General features: G+C 70.9%; 14 protein-coding genes. 12 read left to right on the forward strand and 2 right to left on the reverse strand.

The annotated features are described in order from the left end of the window. Window positions 1-6 precede the first annotated feature (6 nt). The 5 genes from MME74_RS01045 to MME74_RS01065 all read left to right on the forward strand — a co-directional run bounded on the left by MME74_RS01045 (window position 7) and on the right by MME74_RS01065 (window position 6,371). The gene (locus MME74_RS01045; protein ID WP_267416789.1) at window positions 7-1,041 is read left to right on the forward strand and encodes an NAD-dependent epimerase/dehydratase family protein; all 1,035 of its coding nucleotides are present in this window, start codon (window positions 7-9) and stop codon (window positions 1,039-1,041) included. Beyond that, on the forward strand, window positions 1,041-2,102 hold the full coding sequence (locus MME74_RS01050) for a dihydrodipicolinate synthase family protein (RefSeq protein WP_267416790.1): 1,062 nt from the start codon (window positions 1,041-1,043) through the stop codon (window positions 2,100-2,102). The genes MME74_RS01045 and MME74_RS01050 overlap by 1 nt, the downstream gene beginning before the upstream one ends. Next, window positions 2,099-3,124, forward strand: coding sequence for a hydroxyacid dehydrogenase (locus MME74_RS01055; RefSeq protein ID WP_267416791.1), 1,026 nt, complete (start codon window positions 2,099-2,101; stop codon window positions 3,122-3,124). Before MME74_RS01050 ends, MME74_RS01055 begins: the two co-directional genes overlap by 4 nt. A gap of 58 nt (window positions 3,125-3,182) precedes the next feature. Then, complete coding sequence (locus MME74_RS01060; RefSeq protein ID WP_267416792.1) at window positions 3,183-4,115, forward strand: GNAT family N-acetyltransferase; 933 nt, start codon at window positions 3,183-3,185, stop codon at window positions 4,113-4,115. 108 nt (window positions 4,116-4,223) lie between these two features. Next, window positions 4,224-6,371: a peptidase C14 gene (locus MME74_RS01065; RefSeq protein WP_267416793.1), complete on the forward strand. Its 2,148-nt coding sequence runs from the start codon at window positions 4,224-4,226 to the stop codon at window positions 6,369-6,371. A 126-nt stretch (window positions 6,372-6,497) separates the two neighbouring features. On the opposite strand, the gene MME74_RS01070 is transcribed toward MME74_RS01065, so the two are convergent. Together MME74_RS01070 and MME74_RS01075 are read right to left on the reverse strand one after the other, a co-directional pair. Further along, complete coding sequence (locus tag MME74_RS01070; RefSeq protein ID WP_267416794.1) at window positions 6,498-7,352, reverse strand: SDR family NAD(P)-dependent oxidoreductase; 855 nt, start codon at window positions 7,350-7,352, stop codon at window positions 6,498-6,500. Continuing rightward, window positions 7,349-8,005 (reverse strand): GntR family transcriptional regulator, encoded by a 657-nt coding sequence (locus MME74_RS01075; protein ID WP_267416795.1) that lies wholly within the window; start codon window positions 8,003-8,005, stop codon window positions 7,349-7,351. The genes MME74_RS01070 and MME74_RS01075 overlap by 4 nt, the downstream gene beginning before the upstream one ends. 230 nt (window positions 8,006-8,235) lie before the next feature. On the opposite strand from MME74_RS01075, the gene MME74_RS01080 reads away from it, so the two are divergent. Genes MME74_RS01080 through MME74_RS01110 form a run of 7 tightly spaced genes read left to right on the forward strand, consistent with a single transcriptional unit; the run spans window position 8,236 to window position 16,591 of the window. Further along, window positions 8,236-9,774 (forward strand): ABC transporter substrate-binding protein, encoded by a 1,539-nt coding sequence (locus MME74_RS01080; protein WP_267416797.1) that lies wholly within the window; start codon window positions 8,236-8,238, stop codon window positions 9,772-9,774. A gap of 25 nt (window positions 9,775-9,799) precedes the next feature. Beyond that, window positions 9,800-10,738: an ABC transporter permease gene (locus tag MME74_RS01085; protein ID WP_267416798.1), complete on the forward strand. Its 939-nt coding sequence runs from the start codon at window positions 9,800-9,802 to the stop codon at window positions 10,736-10,738. Continuing rightward, window positions 10,731-11,579 (forward strand): ABC transporter permease, encoded by an 849-nt coding sequence (locus tag MME74_RS01090; RefSeq protein ID WP_267416799.1) that lies wholly within the window; start codon window positions 10,731-10,733, stop codon window positions 11,577-11,579. Before MME74_RS01085 ends, MME74_RS01090 begins: the two co-directional genes overlap by 8 nt. After that, the gene (locus tag MME74_RS01095) at window positions 11,576-13,330 is read left to right on the forward strand and encodes an ABC transporter ATP-binding protein (protein WP_267416800.1); all 1,755 of its coding nucleotides are present in this window, start codon (window positions 11,576-11,578) and stop codon (window positions 13,328-13,330) included. The genes MME74_RS01090 and MME74_RS01095 overlap by 4 nt, the downstream gene beginning before the upstream one ends. Continuing rightward, a complete protein-coding gene (locus MME74_RS01100) occupies window positions 13,330-14,709 on the forward strand; it encodes a hypothetical protein (RefSeq protein WP_267416801.1) in 1,380 nt (459 codons plus the stop codon). Before MME74_RS01095 ends, MME74_RS01100 begins: the two co-directional genes overlap by 1 nt. Before the next feature lie 53 nt (window positions 14,710-14,762). After that, window positions 14,763-15,518, forward strand: coding sequence for an SDR family NAD(P)-dependent oxidoreductase (locus tag MME74_RS01105; protein ID WP_267416802.1), 756 nt, complete (start codon window positions 14,763-14,765; stop codon window positions 15,516-15,518). Beyond that, the gene (locus MME74_RS01110) at window positions 15,515-16,591 is read left to right on the forward strand and encodes an enolase C-terminal domain-like protein (protein WP_267416803.1); all 1,077 of its coding nucleotides are present in this window, start codon (window positions 15,515-15,517) and stop codon (window positions 16,589-16,591) included. Before MME74_RS01105 ends, MME74_RS01110 begins: the two co-directional genes overlap by 4 nt.

The raw sequence follows: 16,591 nt of genomic DNA on the forward strand, positions 1-16,591 counted from the left end.
CACCACGTGACTCAGCACCAGTTCAGTTCAGAGGCGGAGCTCGAGGAGGCGCTCGCGACACCGAGCGCCGGCCTGATCGAAGACCTCTCCCGCGGCTCGGGCGACCTCGTGATCCTCGGGGCGGGCGGCAAGATGGGCCCGACCCTGGCGATGCTCGCACGGCGCGGGATGGATGCCGCCGGCCGTCAGGACGACGCGGTCTACGCCGTCTCCCGCTTCGGCGACGCCGCGATCCGCGAGCGCCTGGAGACCGCAGGGGTGAAGGTCGTCCCGTTCGACCTGATCGAGAACGACGACTTCTCCGCGCTGCCGGACGCCCCGAACGTGGTGTTCATGGTCGGCGCGAAGTTCGGCGCCGCGACCAACGCCTCCTGGGCGTGGGAGGTCAACGCTGCTCTGCCCGACCGCGTGGCCCGCCGCTACCGCGACAGCGCGATCTCGGTGCTGTCGACCGGCAACGTCTACCCCTTCCTCCCCGCCTCCTCAGGAGGAGCGGCCGAAGAGGTCCAGCCCGCGCCGATCGGCGAGTACGCGCAGTCGTGCCTCGGCCGGGAGCGCGTGTTCGAGTTCGGAGCGCAGGAGCGCGGCACGAAGGTCGCGATCATCCGCCTGAACTATGCGGTCGACCTGCGCTACGGCGTGCTCGCCGACATCGGCAGCGCCGTGCACGCGGGCGAGCCCGTGTCGGTCGCCACCGCCAACGTCAACGTGCTCTGGCAGGGCTACGCCAACGAGGTCGTCCTGCGCAGCCTCGTGCACGCCTCGCCCGCGCCGTTCACGATCAACCTGACCGGCCCAGAGCTGCTGAGCGTCGAGTCCATCGCCCGCCGCTTCGGCACGCTGTTCGACCGTGAGATCACGATCGTCGACGAGCCCCAGCCGACCGCGCTGCTCAGCGACGCACGCCGCTGCATGGCCCTGTTCGGCTACCCGTCCGTCTCGGCCGAGACGCTGATCGGTATGCAGGCCGACTGGATCGAGAAGGGCCTCCCCATGATCGCCAAGCCCACCAAGTGGGCCGTGCGGGACGGGAAGTTCTGATGCCCGTCCCCACCCTGCGACCGGAAGCCGCCGCGACCCTCGCCCGCGGTGCGGTGATCCCGGCGCACCCGCTCGCGCTCACCGCCGAGCGGCGCATCGACGAGCGTCGCCAGCGGGCCCTCTCCCGCTACTACCTCGACGCCGGCGCCGGAGGCCTCGCCGTCGGGGTGCACACCACCCAGTTCGAGATCCGCGATCCGGAGCACGCCCTGTTCGAGCCGGTGCTCGCGCTCGCGGCGGAGGAGATGGATGCCCGCGGCGATGCGCGTCTCGTGCGCATCGCCGGAGTGGCCGGTGACACCGCCCAGGCCGTGGCCGAAGCCGAGCTCGCACGCTCGCTGGGCTACGACGCCGTGCTGGTGAGTCCCCGCGTCGCGGGCGCCGACGAGCGTGCCCTGCTCGAACGCGCCCGCGCCGTCGGCGAGGTGCTGCCGCTCGTCGGCTTCTACCTGCAGACCGCGATCGGCGGCCCCGTGCTCGACCGCGAGTTCTGGCGCGAGTTCGCGTCCATCCCCGCGGTCGTCGCGGTCAAGGCCGCGCCCTTCGACCGCTACCGCACGCTCGAGCTGGTGCGCGGGGTCGCCGCGTCCGGCCGTGCCGATGAGATCGCCCTCTACACCGGCAACGACGATGCGATCGTGGCCGACCTGCTCTCCGAGTTCCACGTGGATTCGCCGTCGGGCGCGCGCACGCTGCGCTTCGTCGGGGGGCTGCTCGGCCAGTGGGCGGTCGGCACGCGTGCCGCGGTCACTCTGCTCGAACGCGCACAGCGCGCGATGGCCGGGGATGCCGAGGCCTACCGCGAGCTCGGGCTCCTCGCCTCCGACATGGTCGACGTCAACCAGGCCGTGTTCGACCCGGGCAACGACTTCCACGGCGTGATCGCCGGTGTGCACGAGGTGCTGCGTCAGCAGGGGCTGCTCGAGGGCACCTGGTGCCTCGACCCCGCGGAGGGCCTCTCGCCCGGGCAGGCCGAGGAGATCGAGCGGATGCGCCACGCGTACCCCTCCCTGAACGACGACGCCTTCATCGCCGAGAACCTCGAGGCCTGGCTGCGATGAGCGCCACGACGAGCGCCACGACCAGCGCACCGACCGTGGTCGCGGTCGTCTCGGAGGAGCTCTTCGCGGAGTTCTTCTCGACGGACGATGCCGCGCGGCTGCGGGCTGCCGCCGAGCGGTCGGGCGGGACGTTCGTGCGGGTCGACCGGCTCGCGGATGCCGCGCTCGCGGAGGCGCGGATCGTCGTCACGAGCTGGGGCGTGGGCCCCTTCGACGCCGCGGTGCTCGCGACGCTGCCGAAGCTCGAGCTGATCGCGCACACGGGCGCGACGATCAAACCCTTCGCGACCGATGAGCTGTTCGACCGCGGCGTCGTGGTCACCCAGGCCGGCGCGGGGATGGCGCGGTCCGTCGCGGAGGTGTCGCTGACCTTCACCCTCGCCCTGCTGCATCGGGTGCCGGAGATGCACAACGCGCTGCGGGCGGGCGACGGCTGGCACGACGCGGAGGCCGCGGGCGTGCAGCACGAGATCCTCGGATCGCCCATCGCCGTGATCGGTGCCTCGCGCACCGGACGCGCCTACCTCGAACTGATCCGTGCGCTCGGGGCCGAGCCGCTGCTGGTCGACCCCACCATCGACGCCGAGACCGCCACAGCTCTCGGCGCCGAACTCGTGCCGCTCGACGAGGCCCTGCGCCGTGCGCAGATCGTCGCCGTCCACGCCCCCACGCTCCCTGAGACGCACCACATGATCGGTCGCCGTGAGCTCGCCCTGATGCGCGACGGCGCGGGGCTCGTGAACACGGCGCGCTCCTGGCTGGTCGACGAGGCTGCGCTCCTCGAGGAGGTGCAGCGGGGCCGGCTCAGCGCCGCGGTCGACGTGTTCGACGAGGAGCCGTTCGCCGCCGACAGTCCTTTCCGTGCGCTCCCCGGCGTCCTGGTCACCCCGCACCGGGCGGCCGGCACGAGGCAGGGGCGGCTGCGTCAGGGGCGGATCGTCGCCGACGAGCTCGACGCCTTCATCGAGGGCCGACCGCTCTCGCACGCCGTCGACCGCGACCAGCTGTCCTCGATGGCATGACCGGGTCGGCGCCGTGGTGCTCGCTGATGCGCGCCGCCGGGGGAGCAGGGGACGAGCGGTGAGCGCGCCGACCGTCCGGGTGGCACGCACCGCGGACGTCGCCGGACTCACCGCACTGTGGGCGACGGCGTTCACGCCTCCGCTCCGTCCCGACCAGTGGCTCCTCGACGACGAGCGCCTCGCGCACACGTTCGTGGCCGAGGACGCGGAGGGTATCTGCGGCTCGATCCACGGCCTGCCCAAGCGACTGCGCGAAGACGGAGGCGGTGTCGCCGCGGTGCACGCGATCGGGAGCGTCGCGGTCGCCGAGCGCGCCCGGGGTCACGGCCTCGCGCGTCAGCTGGTCGCCGCGAGCCTGGACGCCGGGAGGGATGCCGGTGCCGACTGGGCGCTGCTGTTCACGGGCACACCGGACGTGTACCGCTCCAGCGGTTTCGAGACCTTCTCGATGCCCCGCACCCTGACCGGGCGCTGGGTGGCTCCGACGCTCGCCGGGGCGCCCGATCGGGTGGTGCGCGAGAGCGTCGGCCCCGGAGCGATGGGCCCGCTGCGAACGGTGTACGCGGACTCGCGTGAGGGACGGGTGGTCCTCGCGCCGGTGCGGAGCGACCGTGACTGGGCGATGGCGGAGGTGCGGCTGGGCGGCGCGACCCTGTACCGGCGGAGCGAGGGCTCGACGACGCTCGGCTACGCGGTCGCCGACATCGACGGCGAGGTCGGCACGCTCCTGGAGTGCGCCGTGACCCGCGACGCCGAGCACGCACCGGGTGTGCACGGCGACCTTCTCGCCGCCGTCGCCGCGGACTGGGCGACCGCCCAGGTGAGGTCCTGCGATCTGGCGGTCCCCGCCGTGCCGGAGGAGGAGCACGCCCTGCGGGCCTTCGCGCCCGACGCCGTGCGGCAGGACGATCGCACCGGGATGATCCGTCCGCTGCGGCGGGCGGCCCGACTGCACGGCATCCGCCATTTCACGGCGGCCGACTACTTCTGAGCATCCGCTCGGAGAACAGCACTGGGGTCTGGGGATCGATCGGAGGACGCGGTTCGGCCGGAAGGCCGACCGCCTGAACGCGGCGATGAAGCCGCAAGGAGGATGACCATGACCCAGCAGGAGAAGATCGAGACCGCGGCCCTGCGCAGCAGGCGCATGCTGCTCGCCGGATTCGGCGCGGCGGCGATCGGCGGTGTGGCCGCGGTGGGCGCCTCGTCGTCAGCGCAGGCCGCAGGACCCGTGGCGCCCCTGAGCTCCACGGGTTCGGCGAACGTCGCGAACGGCGGCACGGCGACGGACCTCGCGAAGCGCAAGGGTAAGGACGGCGACCTCGTGCACATGTCCGGTTACGCCGCGGCGGGCGACGGTGGCGCGGGCCTCTACCGCTTCGTCAAGAAGGGCGCCCCGGCGGCGAACGGCGGCACGGTGGTGGCAGGGCCCAAGGGCGGAGCATGGCTGCTCGTGCACGACGGGGTCGTCGACTTCCGGAAGTTCGGCGTCATGGACGCGACCGCGAACGCCGACGACGCGCTCGACGCGATGGTCGCCGACGCGAGCATCCACCGCATCGAGGCACACAGCGACCTCAACTTCGTGCGCCGCCACAGGTTCTCGCGGTCGCACATCGCGTTCGACTTCGGGGGCCACCTGATGACGACCGACGGCATCGAGAACGCCGGCAAGGACGACCCGTTCGCGGCCGTCATGTTCTTCCGCGGCGAGGTGACGGATGCCGTGCAGGAGGCGCGACTGAACGAGGTCGTGCCGGACCTCGGCGATGTCTTCCCGGTCGCGGATTCCTCCTTCTTCACCGTCGGCGACTGGTACGCCGCCGAGGTGAACGCGCTCTCCGGTCGCTGGGAGCGCGAGCTGCAGCGGCTGGTCCAGGTGACGCAGATCGTCGACGGCACGCACATCCGCATCAACTACAAGAACGGCTGGCCGCTCGGCAAGGACCGCACGATGACCTGGCGGCGGGTCGTGCCGGTGCAGGACGTGACGGTGTCGAACCTGGCCTTCCTCGGCACCGGCACCGACGAGTACACCGGCTCGCACCCGCTGGCGTTCGAGTACGCGGTGCGCTGCGACGTCGACCACATCGACGGCACCGGCACGTTCTGGCCGCTCATCCAGCGCCGGTGGAACACGTACTACTCGACCGTGAGCTGCACGCTCAAGAACCCCACCTCGGTCACCTGGGGCGGCGCCGGCTACCTGACGCAGCAGATCTACTGCCTGTACGGATACGTCGCGAACTGCCACACCGCGAACGCCCGACACCTCAACGACTTCACCGCGAGCGCGTACTGCCTGGTGGAGAACTGCCACGGCGACGGCGATGACCAGGGGCCGTTCGTCACGCACGGCCAGTACGAGCACGACCTCACCTACACCGGCAATTCGGGGCTCATGACCTTCGCGAACTCCGGCGCGGCCTGGGGTTCCGCGGCCAAGCGCATCACGGTGCGCAAGCACATCTGCTCGTGGTTCGTGGCGCGTGTGCGCATCACCGACCTCACCCTGGAGGACGTGCAGGTGATCGGCAAGCCCTCGCTCGAGGGGTCCGGGATGCTGTGGATCAACGCCGACGGTGCGCAGCTGCGCGGGTGCACGGCATCCGACACCCTCATCATCACCCAGTCGTCCGACAACTCGGCACGGCCGACCGTCATCGCGGACTCGCACTTCACGTTCGTCGCGCCGGGCGAGCTCACCAACGCCACGGTGAAGACGCCCGTCACGTTCGTCGACACGGTGCTCGACCGCGTGGGCGGCATGAAGATCGCGGGGTCGGGAGCGGTCACGTTCCGCGGGTCGACCCTCACCGCGGCGGATGACGCCGCGCCGATCGTGTCCTCCTCCGCGCACCTGCGGTTCGAGGGATCGACGCTCCGCAACGCCCGCATCGCGGCAGCTCGCGGCGAGCGCCAGGTGATCGAGATCGCTGGATCGGATGTCGCGATCAAGGGCGGCACGGGCATCGCGCGGACCGGCGACGGGGAGCTGCACCTCACCCTGACCGACACCACCTTCCGCGCCGACGGGGCCGCCACCCACGTCGCGGTCCCAAAGGGTGCGACCCACTACCGCGCGGTCGGCAACCGCTTCGAGGGCGGGAAGATCGAGCTCGCGGATGCCGCGTTCGGCACGGCATCCACCCTCCTGCACACCGGCAACGTCGAGTCCGCGGTCACGCGCACCGCCTTCCCCGCCGAGGGCGACCGCGTCGTCGACACGTCCAACCTCGTGCTCTGAGTCCCCCCTCCCCCCCGCCCCCCGTGCCGCCGAGTGCACGGGATGTCGCCGGGTGCACGGCTTCTCGACGCGAAGAGGCCGTGCACTCGTCGAGTACCCGTGCACTCGACGGCGCGACGGCGCGGCTCAGCGCGGGGGGAGGGCGACGAGGGCGGCGCTGCGTTGCCAGAGGGCCTCGGCGAGGGCGGGGTCGTTCACCTGGGGGTTGACCTTCGTGGTCAGCTGGCGCTCGTCGTAGTAGGCGCCGGAGAACCAGGTGTCGCCGGGCGTGCCGTCGATGAACCACCGCAGGGTGGCGCCGCCCTTGTCCGGGCCGATGAGCAGCAGGTGCTTGAGCGGAGTGCGGTAAAGCAGCCGCATGATGCTCGATGAATCCGAGGCGAAGTTCGTCTGCACGGTGCCGGGGTGGAAGGCCACCGCGTTCAGACCGTCGGCATGGAACCGGGTGTGCAGGCTCTTCGTGAACAGCACGTTCGCGAGCTTCGCGTCGCCGTAGGCCTTGTTCGGGCTGAAGCGGCGGGCGTTGTCGAGGTCGTCGACGTCGATGTGGCCGAACAGGCGGTGGGCGATGCTCGATGTGTTGATGACCGAGCCCTGTGCCGCCAGCAGGCGGGGGAGCAGCAGGTTGGTGAGCAGGAACGGCGCCAGGTGGTTGACCTGCATCGTCTTCTCGAACCCGTCGACGGTCGGGGTCCGGTCGCCGAAGATGCCGCCGGCGTTGTTCGCCAGCACATGGATGCCGTCGTCGCCGACAGCCGCGTCGAGCTTCCCGGCGAGCTCGCGCACCTCGTCGAGGCGCGCGAAATCGGCGGTGAACCACTCCGCCCCGGCCTCCTGGGCGACGGCACGGGTCTTCTCGACCGAGCGCCCGACGAGGATCAGGCGGTGCGGCGACGCGGCGAGCTGACGGGCGGCCGCGGCTCCGATCCCGTCGGACGCCCCGGTGAGGACGATCGTCTTCCCGGCCACGGGCGTGCTCACTCGGGTGCCGCGGAGGGCGTGATGCGCTCGACCGCCCGGGTCACGTGCTCGGCGATCACGGCCTGCGCCCGATCGGGGTCTCCGCTCGCGATGGCGTCCACGATCTGCTGGTGGCTGCGCACGTGCTCCTCCTGCTCATCGGGGTCCAGCGCGGAGTTGGCCGCATGGATGAACCCGGTGATGCGGCCGCGCAGCTGTCCGCTGACCTCGTCGAGGAAGCGGTGCTCGGCGAGGTCGGCGAGCGTCTCGTGGAAGAGGCGGTCCTGCCGCAGCACCTCGTCGATGTCACCGGGTGCCGCATCCGACATCGCCTGGATGATCGCGCCGAGCCGGGCAGCCGACTCCTCGTTCCAGCGCTCCTGCACCCGGATCGCCATGAACTGCTCGAGGACGATCCGCAGGCTCGAGATCTCCTCGAGATCCTGCGCGCTCAGCTGGGCGACACGGGCGCCGCGACGCGGTTCGCGCGTGATGAGCCGCTCCTCGGCGAGGCGGGTCAGCGCCTCGCGCACGGGGATGTGGCTCACGCCGAGGCGGTCGGCGAGCTTCCTCTCGACGAGGCGCTCCCCGGGGGCGAGTTCGCCGGAGTGGATGGCCGAACGCAGCTCGTCCGTGACCTGTTCGGCGATGTTCTGATCCGAGACGCTGCGCATTCGGGTGCCCTTCTCGATCTGCGGCGCGGTCAGCTCGTCGAGCGGGCGCGTGATCGTTCGCTCGATGCTATGGCAGATTTCTCCCGAGTGGCGGGATGACGACCCGCGGAGACGTGACGAGAACGTGATCGCATCCGCTCGATTCGCTCTAGACGTATCTGTGGTTTTGCTACATGCTATAGCGAAACCCTTACCTACCCGAACGCACCACCCGACCCTTGGAGGCACCCATGTCGCGTCGTCGTGTATTGCTCGGCGGAGCAGCGTTGCTCACCGCCGCGCTCCTCACCGCTGGCTGCAGCAGCACCCCGTCGAACTCGGACGGCCAGGCGCAGGAAGGCGGCACCCTGACCGTCGCCGCCGCGCAGGGCATTCCGCAGCTCAACCCCGCCATCCGCACCTTCGCCTGGGAGGAGGTGCTGTTCCCCCTGCTCTGGAACGGCCTGACCAAGACCGACGAGTCCGGGGAGATCGTCGGCGACCTCGCCGAGAAGTGGGAGGCCTCGCCCGACCAGAAGACCTGGACTTTCACGCTCCGCGACGGCGTCACCTTCTCCAACGGCGACGCGTTCACGGCCGAGGACGCGGTCGCCTCCTTCGAGTACTACCTCGACCCGGAGACCGCGACGCAGGAGAAGAACAAGATCGACATGGTCACGGATGTCACGGCATCCGACGACAAGACCGTCGTCATCACCCTCTCCGAGCCGATCGCGACCTTCGCCGCCGGCATCGTCTGGGTCAAGATGATCGACGTCGATGCGCTCGACACCATCGACAAGGAGCCGATCGGAACCGGCCCGTACATCGTCGACAAGTTCACGCCCGACGACAGCCTGACGCTGGTGCCGAACCCGGAGTACTTCGGCGAGGCCCCTGCGCTCGACGAGATCACCCTCGTCAAGGCCGCCGAGTCCACCGCCGCCGTCACCGGTCTGCGCTCGGGCGACATCGACGTGCTGTGGTCCGTTCCGCAGGGCGACGTCGCGGGGCTCGAGGGCGGCGGCGACATCGCGCTCGTCACGCCCGACAACCCGAGCCAGTGGCCGTCGTGGGAGGTCGACACGCAGTCCGCGCCGTTCAACGACGTGCGCGCCCGTCAGGCTCTCGCCTATGCGACCGACCGGGAGGCGATCCTCGAGGCCGCGTACTACGGGCAGGGCACCGTCTCGCCCACGAACAACGCGCTCGGCGAGGTCAACCCGTGGTTCGGCGGCGACCTGACCGACTACTCCTACGACCTCGACAAGGCGAAGGAGCTGTTCGCCGAGGCGGGCATCACCGAGGGTGACACGCTCACGTGGTGGGGCATCGCCGGGCAGTACCCGGAGTGGAACACGAGCGGCGAGATCCTGCAGGCGAGCCTGAAGGAGATCGGCATCACCCTCAAGATCGACAACAACGACATCGGCACCTGGGTCGACTCGTTCTACCCCGCGGGCAAGAGCTTCCCCGGGTACATCGTGCCGAACTTCCAGTCCACGCCCCCGGAGCCCGCGTACTCGCTGAACTTCTACCTCGAGGGCCGTTGCGAGTGCAACTGGGTCGACCCCGACTTCCAGACCGCCTTCGCCGACGCCGTGGCCGAGCCGGACGAGGCTGCCCGTGCCGAGAAGTGGGGCACCGTGCAGACGATCATCAACGAGCAGGTTCCGCTGATCGTGCCGCTGCAGTCCACGGTCGTCACGGCGACGAGCACCAAGGTCGACGGCGTCTGGGTCGAGGGCGGCGGCCAGCTGCACCTCGAGAACGCGCAGCTCAAGGGCTGACGTGGCTCTGTCCATCCTTCGGCGGGTGGCGATCAGCATCGCGATGCTGATCGCCACCTCGCTTCTCGTCTTCATGGTCCTCCGGCTCCTGCCGGGCGACCCCGTCATCACCCGCCTCGGCTCGATCCCGGGCGTGGATGCCGAGATGCTCCAGCGCCTCCGCGAGGAGGCCGGCCTCGACGCCCCCATCATCGAGCAGTACTTCCGCTGGATCGGCGGCGTCTTCACCGGCGACTTCGGACAGTCGTACTTCAACCAGTACTCGGTGTCCGAGCTCATCGCGCAGCGGCTTCCCGCCACGCTCGAGCTCACGCTGATCGGCATCCTGCTCGCCGTGGTCATCGCGACGCCCGCCGCCGTGATCGCCTCCCTGCGTCCGCTCGGCATCGTCGACCGCATCCTCACCGCGGTCTCCACCGCCGGCATGGCGCTGCCGCAGTTCCTGATCGGCATCGTGCTGATCGTGATCTTCGCCGTGCAGCTCAAGGTGCTCCCCGCACGCGGATACACCCCGTTCAGCGAGGACCCGGGCGACAACCTCGTGCGGATGATCCTCCCCGCCTTCACCCTCGCCTTCGCCGCCGCGCCGCTGCTCATGCGGTTCCTGCGGGCGTCGATGGTCGAGGTGCTCGACGCCCCGTACATCCGCACCGCCCGCGGCAAGGGCCAGTCGGCGAGCGGCGTCGTGATCGGCCACGCGCTGCGCAACGCGCTGATCCCCGGGCTCACGATGCTCGGCCTCATCGTCGGCTACACGCTCGGCGGCGTCGTCATCGTGGAGTACGTGTTCGGCGTCCCCGGGCTCGGCTCGCTCGCGATCGATGCGGTCTTCAAGCGCGACTACGCGGTGCTGCAGTCGGTCGTGCTGCTGATCTCCGCGATGTTCATCCTCACGACGCTCATCGTCGACCTCCTCTACGGCGTGCTCGATCCGCGTCTTCGTGCAAGGAGCAGCCGTGGCTGACACCCTCACCCTCGCCCTGCGCTCCGCCCGTCCGCGTCGCCGGGTCGCCCTCGCCTCGTGGATCCCGCTCGGTCTCCTCGCCGTGATCGTGCTGGCCTGCGTGCTCGCGCCGCTCATCGCGCCGTACGATCCGTCGGCGCAGTCGCCCGACCGGTTCGCCGCGCCCTCGCTCGCGCACCTGTTCGGCACCGACGAGCTCGGCCGCGACCTCTTCAGCCGCGTGCTCTACGGCGGACAGCTGACGATCTTCATCGCCGGAGGCGCCACCCTGGTCGCCATGGTGCTCGGCATCGCGTGGGGGATGGCGGCGGCGTTCGCGCGCGGCATCCTCGACGAGATCCTGATGCGTCTCGCCGACACCGTGATGGCGATCCCGCAGATCCTGTTCGCCCTGGTCTTCATCTCGGCGTTCGGGGCCGATCCGGTCAAGTTGGCCGTGATCATCGGTATCCTGCTCACCCCGACGACCGCGCGACTCGTGCGCTCCTCGGTGCTGAGCGAGCTGCAGGAGGACTACTTCACGGCCGCGGTGGCCTTCGGGTCGAGGCGCAGCCGCCTGCTGTTCGCCGAGGTGCTGCCGAACGCCCGCGGGCCGATCGTGGTGCAGGCGGCCATCAACGCCGCCAATGCCATCCTGCTCGAGGCCTCGATGAGCTTCGTCGGGCTGGGCATCGCGCCGCCCGAGGCGACCTGGGGCACCCTCGTGCAGCAGGGCTACCAGAAGATGTACCAGTCGATCGGCTACGTGCTGTTCCCCGCACTGTTCATCTTCGTCACCATCTGGCTGCTCAACGTGCTCGCCGATCAGTTCGGCGGCGATCGGAAGGGGAAGGGCCGATGACGGATGCCACGCCCGTCCTGCAGGTGCAGGACCTCACCGTCTCCTACGGCGACGCGATGCCGGTCAAGGGCATCAGCTTCTCGGTGCGGCCCGGTGAGCGGATCGGCCTGGTCGGCGAGTCCGGCTCCGGCAAGTCGCTCACGGCGCTGTCGATCATGCGGCTCAACGACGGCGCGAAGCTCGGCGGCAGCATCCGCCTGCGCGATCGGGAGCTGCTCACGCTGAGCAAACGGGAGATGACACGGGTGCGCGGCGGCGAGATCGCGATGGTCTACCAGGACCCGATGTCGTCGCTCAACCCGGTGCGCACGATCGGGCACCAGCTCGTGGAGGCGATCCGGCTGCATGACCGGGTGTCGAAGGAGGCCGCCCGCGCGCGGGCCGTCGAGCTGCTCACCGAGGTCGGAGTGCCGCTGCCCGAGGAGCGCCTGGCGCAGTACCCGCACGAGTTCTCCGGCGGAATGCGGCAGCGCGTCATGATCGCGATGGCCATGTCGTCGCGGCCCGCCGTGCTGATCGCCGACGAGCCGACCACCGCACTCGACGTCACCACGCAGTCGCGCATCATCGACCTGCTCGACCGCCTCGCCGATGAGCACGGCACCGCGGTCGTGCTCATCACGCACGACCTCGGCGTCGCGGCCGGCTTCTGCGAGCGCATCCACGTGATGCGACACGGGCGGGTCATCGAGGAGGCCCCGGTCGACAAGCTCTACGCCGAGCCGGAGCATCCGTACACGAAGGCGCTGCTCGGCGCCGTGGTCGACCTCACGATCGACGTGCACGAGCCGATCCGCACGGCCGCCGAGGTGCTCGAGCGCGGTACCGAGCCGGTGGCCGAGGCCGGGTCGATCAGCGCGGTCGACCAGGCTCGCGAGACCGGCGACGTGCTGGTCGACGTGCAGGGCGTGTCGAAGGTGTTCACCCTCGGCTCCGGCCGCCGTGTGACCGCGGTCGACGACGTGTCGTTCCAGATCCGTCGCGGCGAGACCGTGGGGCTCGTGGGCGAGTCGGGCTCGGGCAAGTCGACCGTGTCGAAGGCCGTGCTGGCGCTCGGCGGGATCGATGCCGGAGCCGTCGTCTTCGACGGGCACCGCCCGCACGAGATGCGCGGCGAGGAGCTGCGGCAGCTGCGGCGACGGATGCAGATGGTGTTCCAGGATCCGTTCTCCGCGCTCAACCGCCGGCAGACGGTGGCCCAGATCATCGAGGCGCCGCTGCTCGCGCACGGCATCGGGACCAGGGCGACCCGGGCCGAGAAGGTGCGCGAGGCCATGCACCGCGTGCGTCTGGACGAGGAGTTCACGCACCGGCTGCCCCGCTCGATGTCGGGCGGCCAGTGCCAGCGGGTGTCCATCGCGCGGTCGCTCGTGCTCGAACCGGAGTTCCTCGTCCTCGACGAGTCGGTGTCGGCGCTCGACGTGTCGATCCAGGCGCAGGTGCTCAACCTCCTCCGCGAGCTGCAGGCCGAGCTGGGTCTGACCTACCTCTTCATCAGCCACGACCTCGCCGTCATCCGGTACATGTCCTCCACGGTGGCGGTGATGCAGCAGGGCCGGATCGTCGAGATCGGCGCCCGTGACGCCCTGTTCGCGGATCCGCAGCATGAGTACACGCGCGGGCTGATGGCCGCGATCCCGGTGGCCGACCCGGTGCTGGAGCGTCGCCGACGTGCGGAGGCCGCGGCGCTCTGGCAGTCTCAGGGAGCGGTGACCGGCGCGGTTCCGGCCGGCGTGGGAAGGAAGGCATGATGACGAGCACGGCGATCGGCGATCGCATCCGCATCCCCCGCACCCGGGCGCGCATCGGCGTGGCCCGGCGCGACATCACGCCGCCCGTCGGCATCCGTGCGAAGAACTGGGGTCCCGCCGACTGGGAGCGCTCCGAGGGGGCGCACCGTCCGTTCGAGCTCACCGCGCTCGCCGTCATCGGGGGCGACGATCGTCCGCGCGTGCTGCTCGCGGTCGACGGAACCTGGTGGCGTCGCGTGGCCGACGAGCGGAGCGTGCGCGGGGCGATCCTCGACGGCCTCGGGCTCCAGCCCGACCAGCTGATGCTCTCGCTCTCGCACACCCATGCCGGTGCGGTGCTCTGCGCGGCCGACGCGCACCTGCCGGGCGGGGAGCTGATCCCGGGGTACCTCGAAGCGCTCGCCGCGGCGGGCATCGCGGCAGGACGCGAGGCACTGGACGGCGCGGTTCCCGGACTCATCGAGTGGACGACCGGCACCTGCACTCTGGCCGCCGACCGCGAGCTCGATGTCGACGGCCGACCGCTGGTGGGCTACAACCCCGCGGGAGCGGCCGATGACACGGTGACGGTCGGGCGCCTCAGCGTCGACGGCGCGGTGCGCGGCACGATCGTCAACTACGCGTGCCACCCGACCACGCTCGCCTGGCAGAACCGCGAGGTGTCGCCGGACTACGTCGGCGCCATGCGCGAGATCGTCGAGGCCGCCACCGAGGCGCCGTGCCTGTTCGTGCAGGGGGCCTCGGGGGAGCTGGCCCCGCGTGAGCAGTACACCGGCGATGTCGCGGTGGCGGACCGTCACGGACGCTCGCTCGGCCATGCGGTGCTCGCGGCGCTGGACGCGCTGCCGGTCCCGGGGGAGGAGTTGACGCTCGAGGGCGTCGTCGAGTCCGGTGCGCCGCTCGCGATCTGGGCCGGACGCGCAGCCGCCGGCGGGGAGGGCGCGGCGGGTTCCGTGACGCGCGTCGAGCTGCCCCTGCGCGACCTGCCGACGCTCGACGAGCTCGCCGAGGAGTGGAAGGACATCGACCCGCGCTCCCGCGAGGAGCGCCTCGGTCGTGCGCGCAACCTGCGTGACGGGTACATCGACGGCCCGACCGTGCAGCATCCGGTGTGGGCCTGGCGTCTGGGCGATGCCGTGATCGTCGGGCATCCCGGCGAGGCGTACTCGCGGCTGCAGACCACGTTGCGGGCGCGCTTCCCGGAGACGCCGATCGTCGTGATGAACCTCACGAACGGCCCCGGCTTCGTGTATCTGCCGACGCGCGACGCCTACGAGCGCGGGGCCTACCAGGCCTGGCAGACCCCGCTCGCGCCCGGAGCGCTCGACCTGCTCGAGGAGCACGCCGTCGTGGTCGTCGCGGCCCTGCTCGACCGCTGATCGCGCCCCGACTACACTTGCTATAGCAAATCTCGCCGACCCTGAGGAGAGCCATGACCGCCCCCGTCGCCATCGTCACCGGAGGATCCGCCGGCATCGGCTGGGAGATCGGCCAGCGCCTCGCGGCGGACGGGTATCTCGTCGTCGCGGCCGACCGCGTGCCCGGTCTCACGGCGCAGGAGAACCCCGCCGGCATCCTGTGGCGCGAGCTCGACGTGACCGACCATGCCGGTGTCGACCGGGTGTTCGGCGAGATCGAGGCCGAGCTCGGCCCGATCGAGGTGCTCGTCAACAATGCCGGCATCCAGCGCCACCGCGGCATCGAAGACCTCAGCTGGGACGAATGGGCTGCGGTGGTCGACGTCAACCTGCACGGCGTCTTCTCGGCGCTGCAGGCCGCAGGCAAGCGGATGCTGGAGCGCGGCGAGGGCCGCATCGTCAACATCTCGTCCATCTCGTCGCGCGGCTCGGCGGGACGCGCGCCCTACGCCACGACCAAGGCCGCGGTGATCGGGCTGACCTCGACCGCGGGTGCCGAGTGGGCCTCGCGCGGTGTGCGGGTCAACGCCGTCGCCCCCGGCTACGTCGACACCGGGGTGTTCCGTCAGGGTGTCGAGGCGGGCACGCTCAGCCTCGACACGATCCTGTCGCGCATCCCGGCGAAGCGCCTGGCCGAGGCGAGCGAGATCGCCGCGGCGGTCAGCTTCCTCGTCTCCGACCAGTCGCGCTACATGAACGGCCAGACGCTCTACGTCGACGGCGGCTTCATGGTCGACTACGGCGTGCCGCTGGCGAAGAAGCCCGAATGAGCACGATCGCCCGCATCGACACGGCCACGGCTGTGCTGCCGCTTCCGGCGCCCCTGCAGCTGGGCGCGATGACAGTGACGCGTCGCGAGTACAGCGCGGTGCGGGCGACCGCTGACGACGGCACGACCGGGGTGGCCTACTGCCTCTCGCGCGAGGCGCCGATGGCCGAGATCGTCGAGCGGCTCGTCGCAACGCACGCGGTGGGGGCGGATGCCGACGACCCCGCTGCGACGTGGGAGCGGATGCTGCGCGGCAGTGCCATCGTCGGACGGGTGGGTCTGGTGCGGCGGGCGATCGGCCTGGTTGACATCGCCCTGTGGGACATCGCGGCGCGGCGTGCGGGTGTGCCGCTGTGGTCGCTGCTCGGCACCGGCGATGCTCCCCGTGAGTCGATGCTGGTCGCCGCCTACCCCTCGCCGTCGCGCACCCCGCGCGAGGTCGCCGACGAGGTGCTGGCACAGGCGGACGGTTGGACGAACGTGAAGATCTCCCGCTCGCCCGACCCCGCCTACATGCGAGAGCTCATCGCGACCCTGAACGCGGAACTCCCCGCCGACACGGGACTCGTGGTCGACGTCGGCTTCGGCTGGCCTGACGCGGACGCCGCCTTGGCCGAGATCGCGCAGTGGGGCGATCCGCAGCTCGCCTGGCTCGAGGACCCCCTGCTCCCCGAGGACGCCGCGGGCGTCGCCCGCATCCGTCGCGAATCGGGGCTGACCGTCTCGGTCGGCGATGAGGTGACCGACCCCGCCGTGCTGAAGGCGCTGGTCGAGGTCGGCGGCGTCGACGTGCTGCGCCTCGACGTCGTCGCGATCGGCGGTGTGACCCCTGCCCGCGAGATGATCGCGTGGGCCGTGGAGCGCGGCGTGCCGGTGTCGGGGCACGTCTATCCTGAGGTCACCGCGCACCTGGGCATCGGCGTCGAGACCTTCGCGCGCGGCATCAACCCGTACGACCCGGCGCCCTCGTTCATCCTCGGCGGTCCGTCGTTCGAGGGGCGGGTGCACCCGACGGATGCCGTAGGCCTCGGCTTCGACCTCGACCCCGCCGTCTTCCGATTCGAGAGGGACTGA

The organism is Microbacterium oxydans, assembly GCF_026559675.1.
Taxonomy (GTDB): Bacteria; Actinomycetota; Actinomycetes; order Actinomycetales; family Microbacteriaceae; genus Microbacterium; species Microbacterium oxydans_D.

Coding starts and splice junctions, on each gene's coding strand:
- MME74_RS01050 (WP_267416790.1), top strand. CDS start 1,041: ATGCCCGTCCCCACCCTGCGACCGGAAGCCGCCGCGACCCTCGCCCGC.
- MME74_RS01055 (WP_267416791.1), top strand. CDS start 2,099: ATGAGCGCCACGACGAGCGCCACGACCAGCGCACCGACCGTGGTCGCG.
- MME74_RS01065 (WP_267416793.1), top strand. CDS start 4,224: ATGACCCAGCAGGAGAAGATCGAGACCGCGGCCCTGCGCAGCAGGCGC.
- MME74_RS01075 (WP_267416795.1), bottom strand. CDS start 8,005: ATGCGCAGCGTCTCGGATCAGAACATCGCCGAACAGGTCACGGACGAG.
- MME74_RS01080 (WP_267416797.1), top strand. CDS start 8,236: ATGTCGCGTCGTCGTGTATTGCTCGGCGGAGCAGCGTTGCTCACCGCC.
- MME74_RS01095 (WP_267416800.1), top strand. CDS start 11,576: ATGACGGATGCCACGCCCGTCCTGCAGGTGCAGGACCTCACCGTCTCC.
- MME74_RS01100 (WP_267416801.1), top strand. CDS start 13,330: ATGACGAGCACGGCGATCGGCGATCGCATCCGCATCCCCCGCACCCGG.
- MME74_RS01105 (WP_267416802.1), top strand. CDS start 14,763: ATGACCGCCCCCGTCGCCATCGTCACCGGAGGATCCGCCGGCATCGGC.
- MME74_RS01110 (WP_267416803.1), top strand. CDS start 15,515: ATGAGCACGATCGCCCGCATCGACACGGCCACGGCTGTGCTGCCGCTT.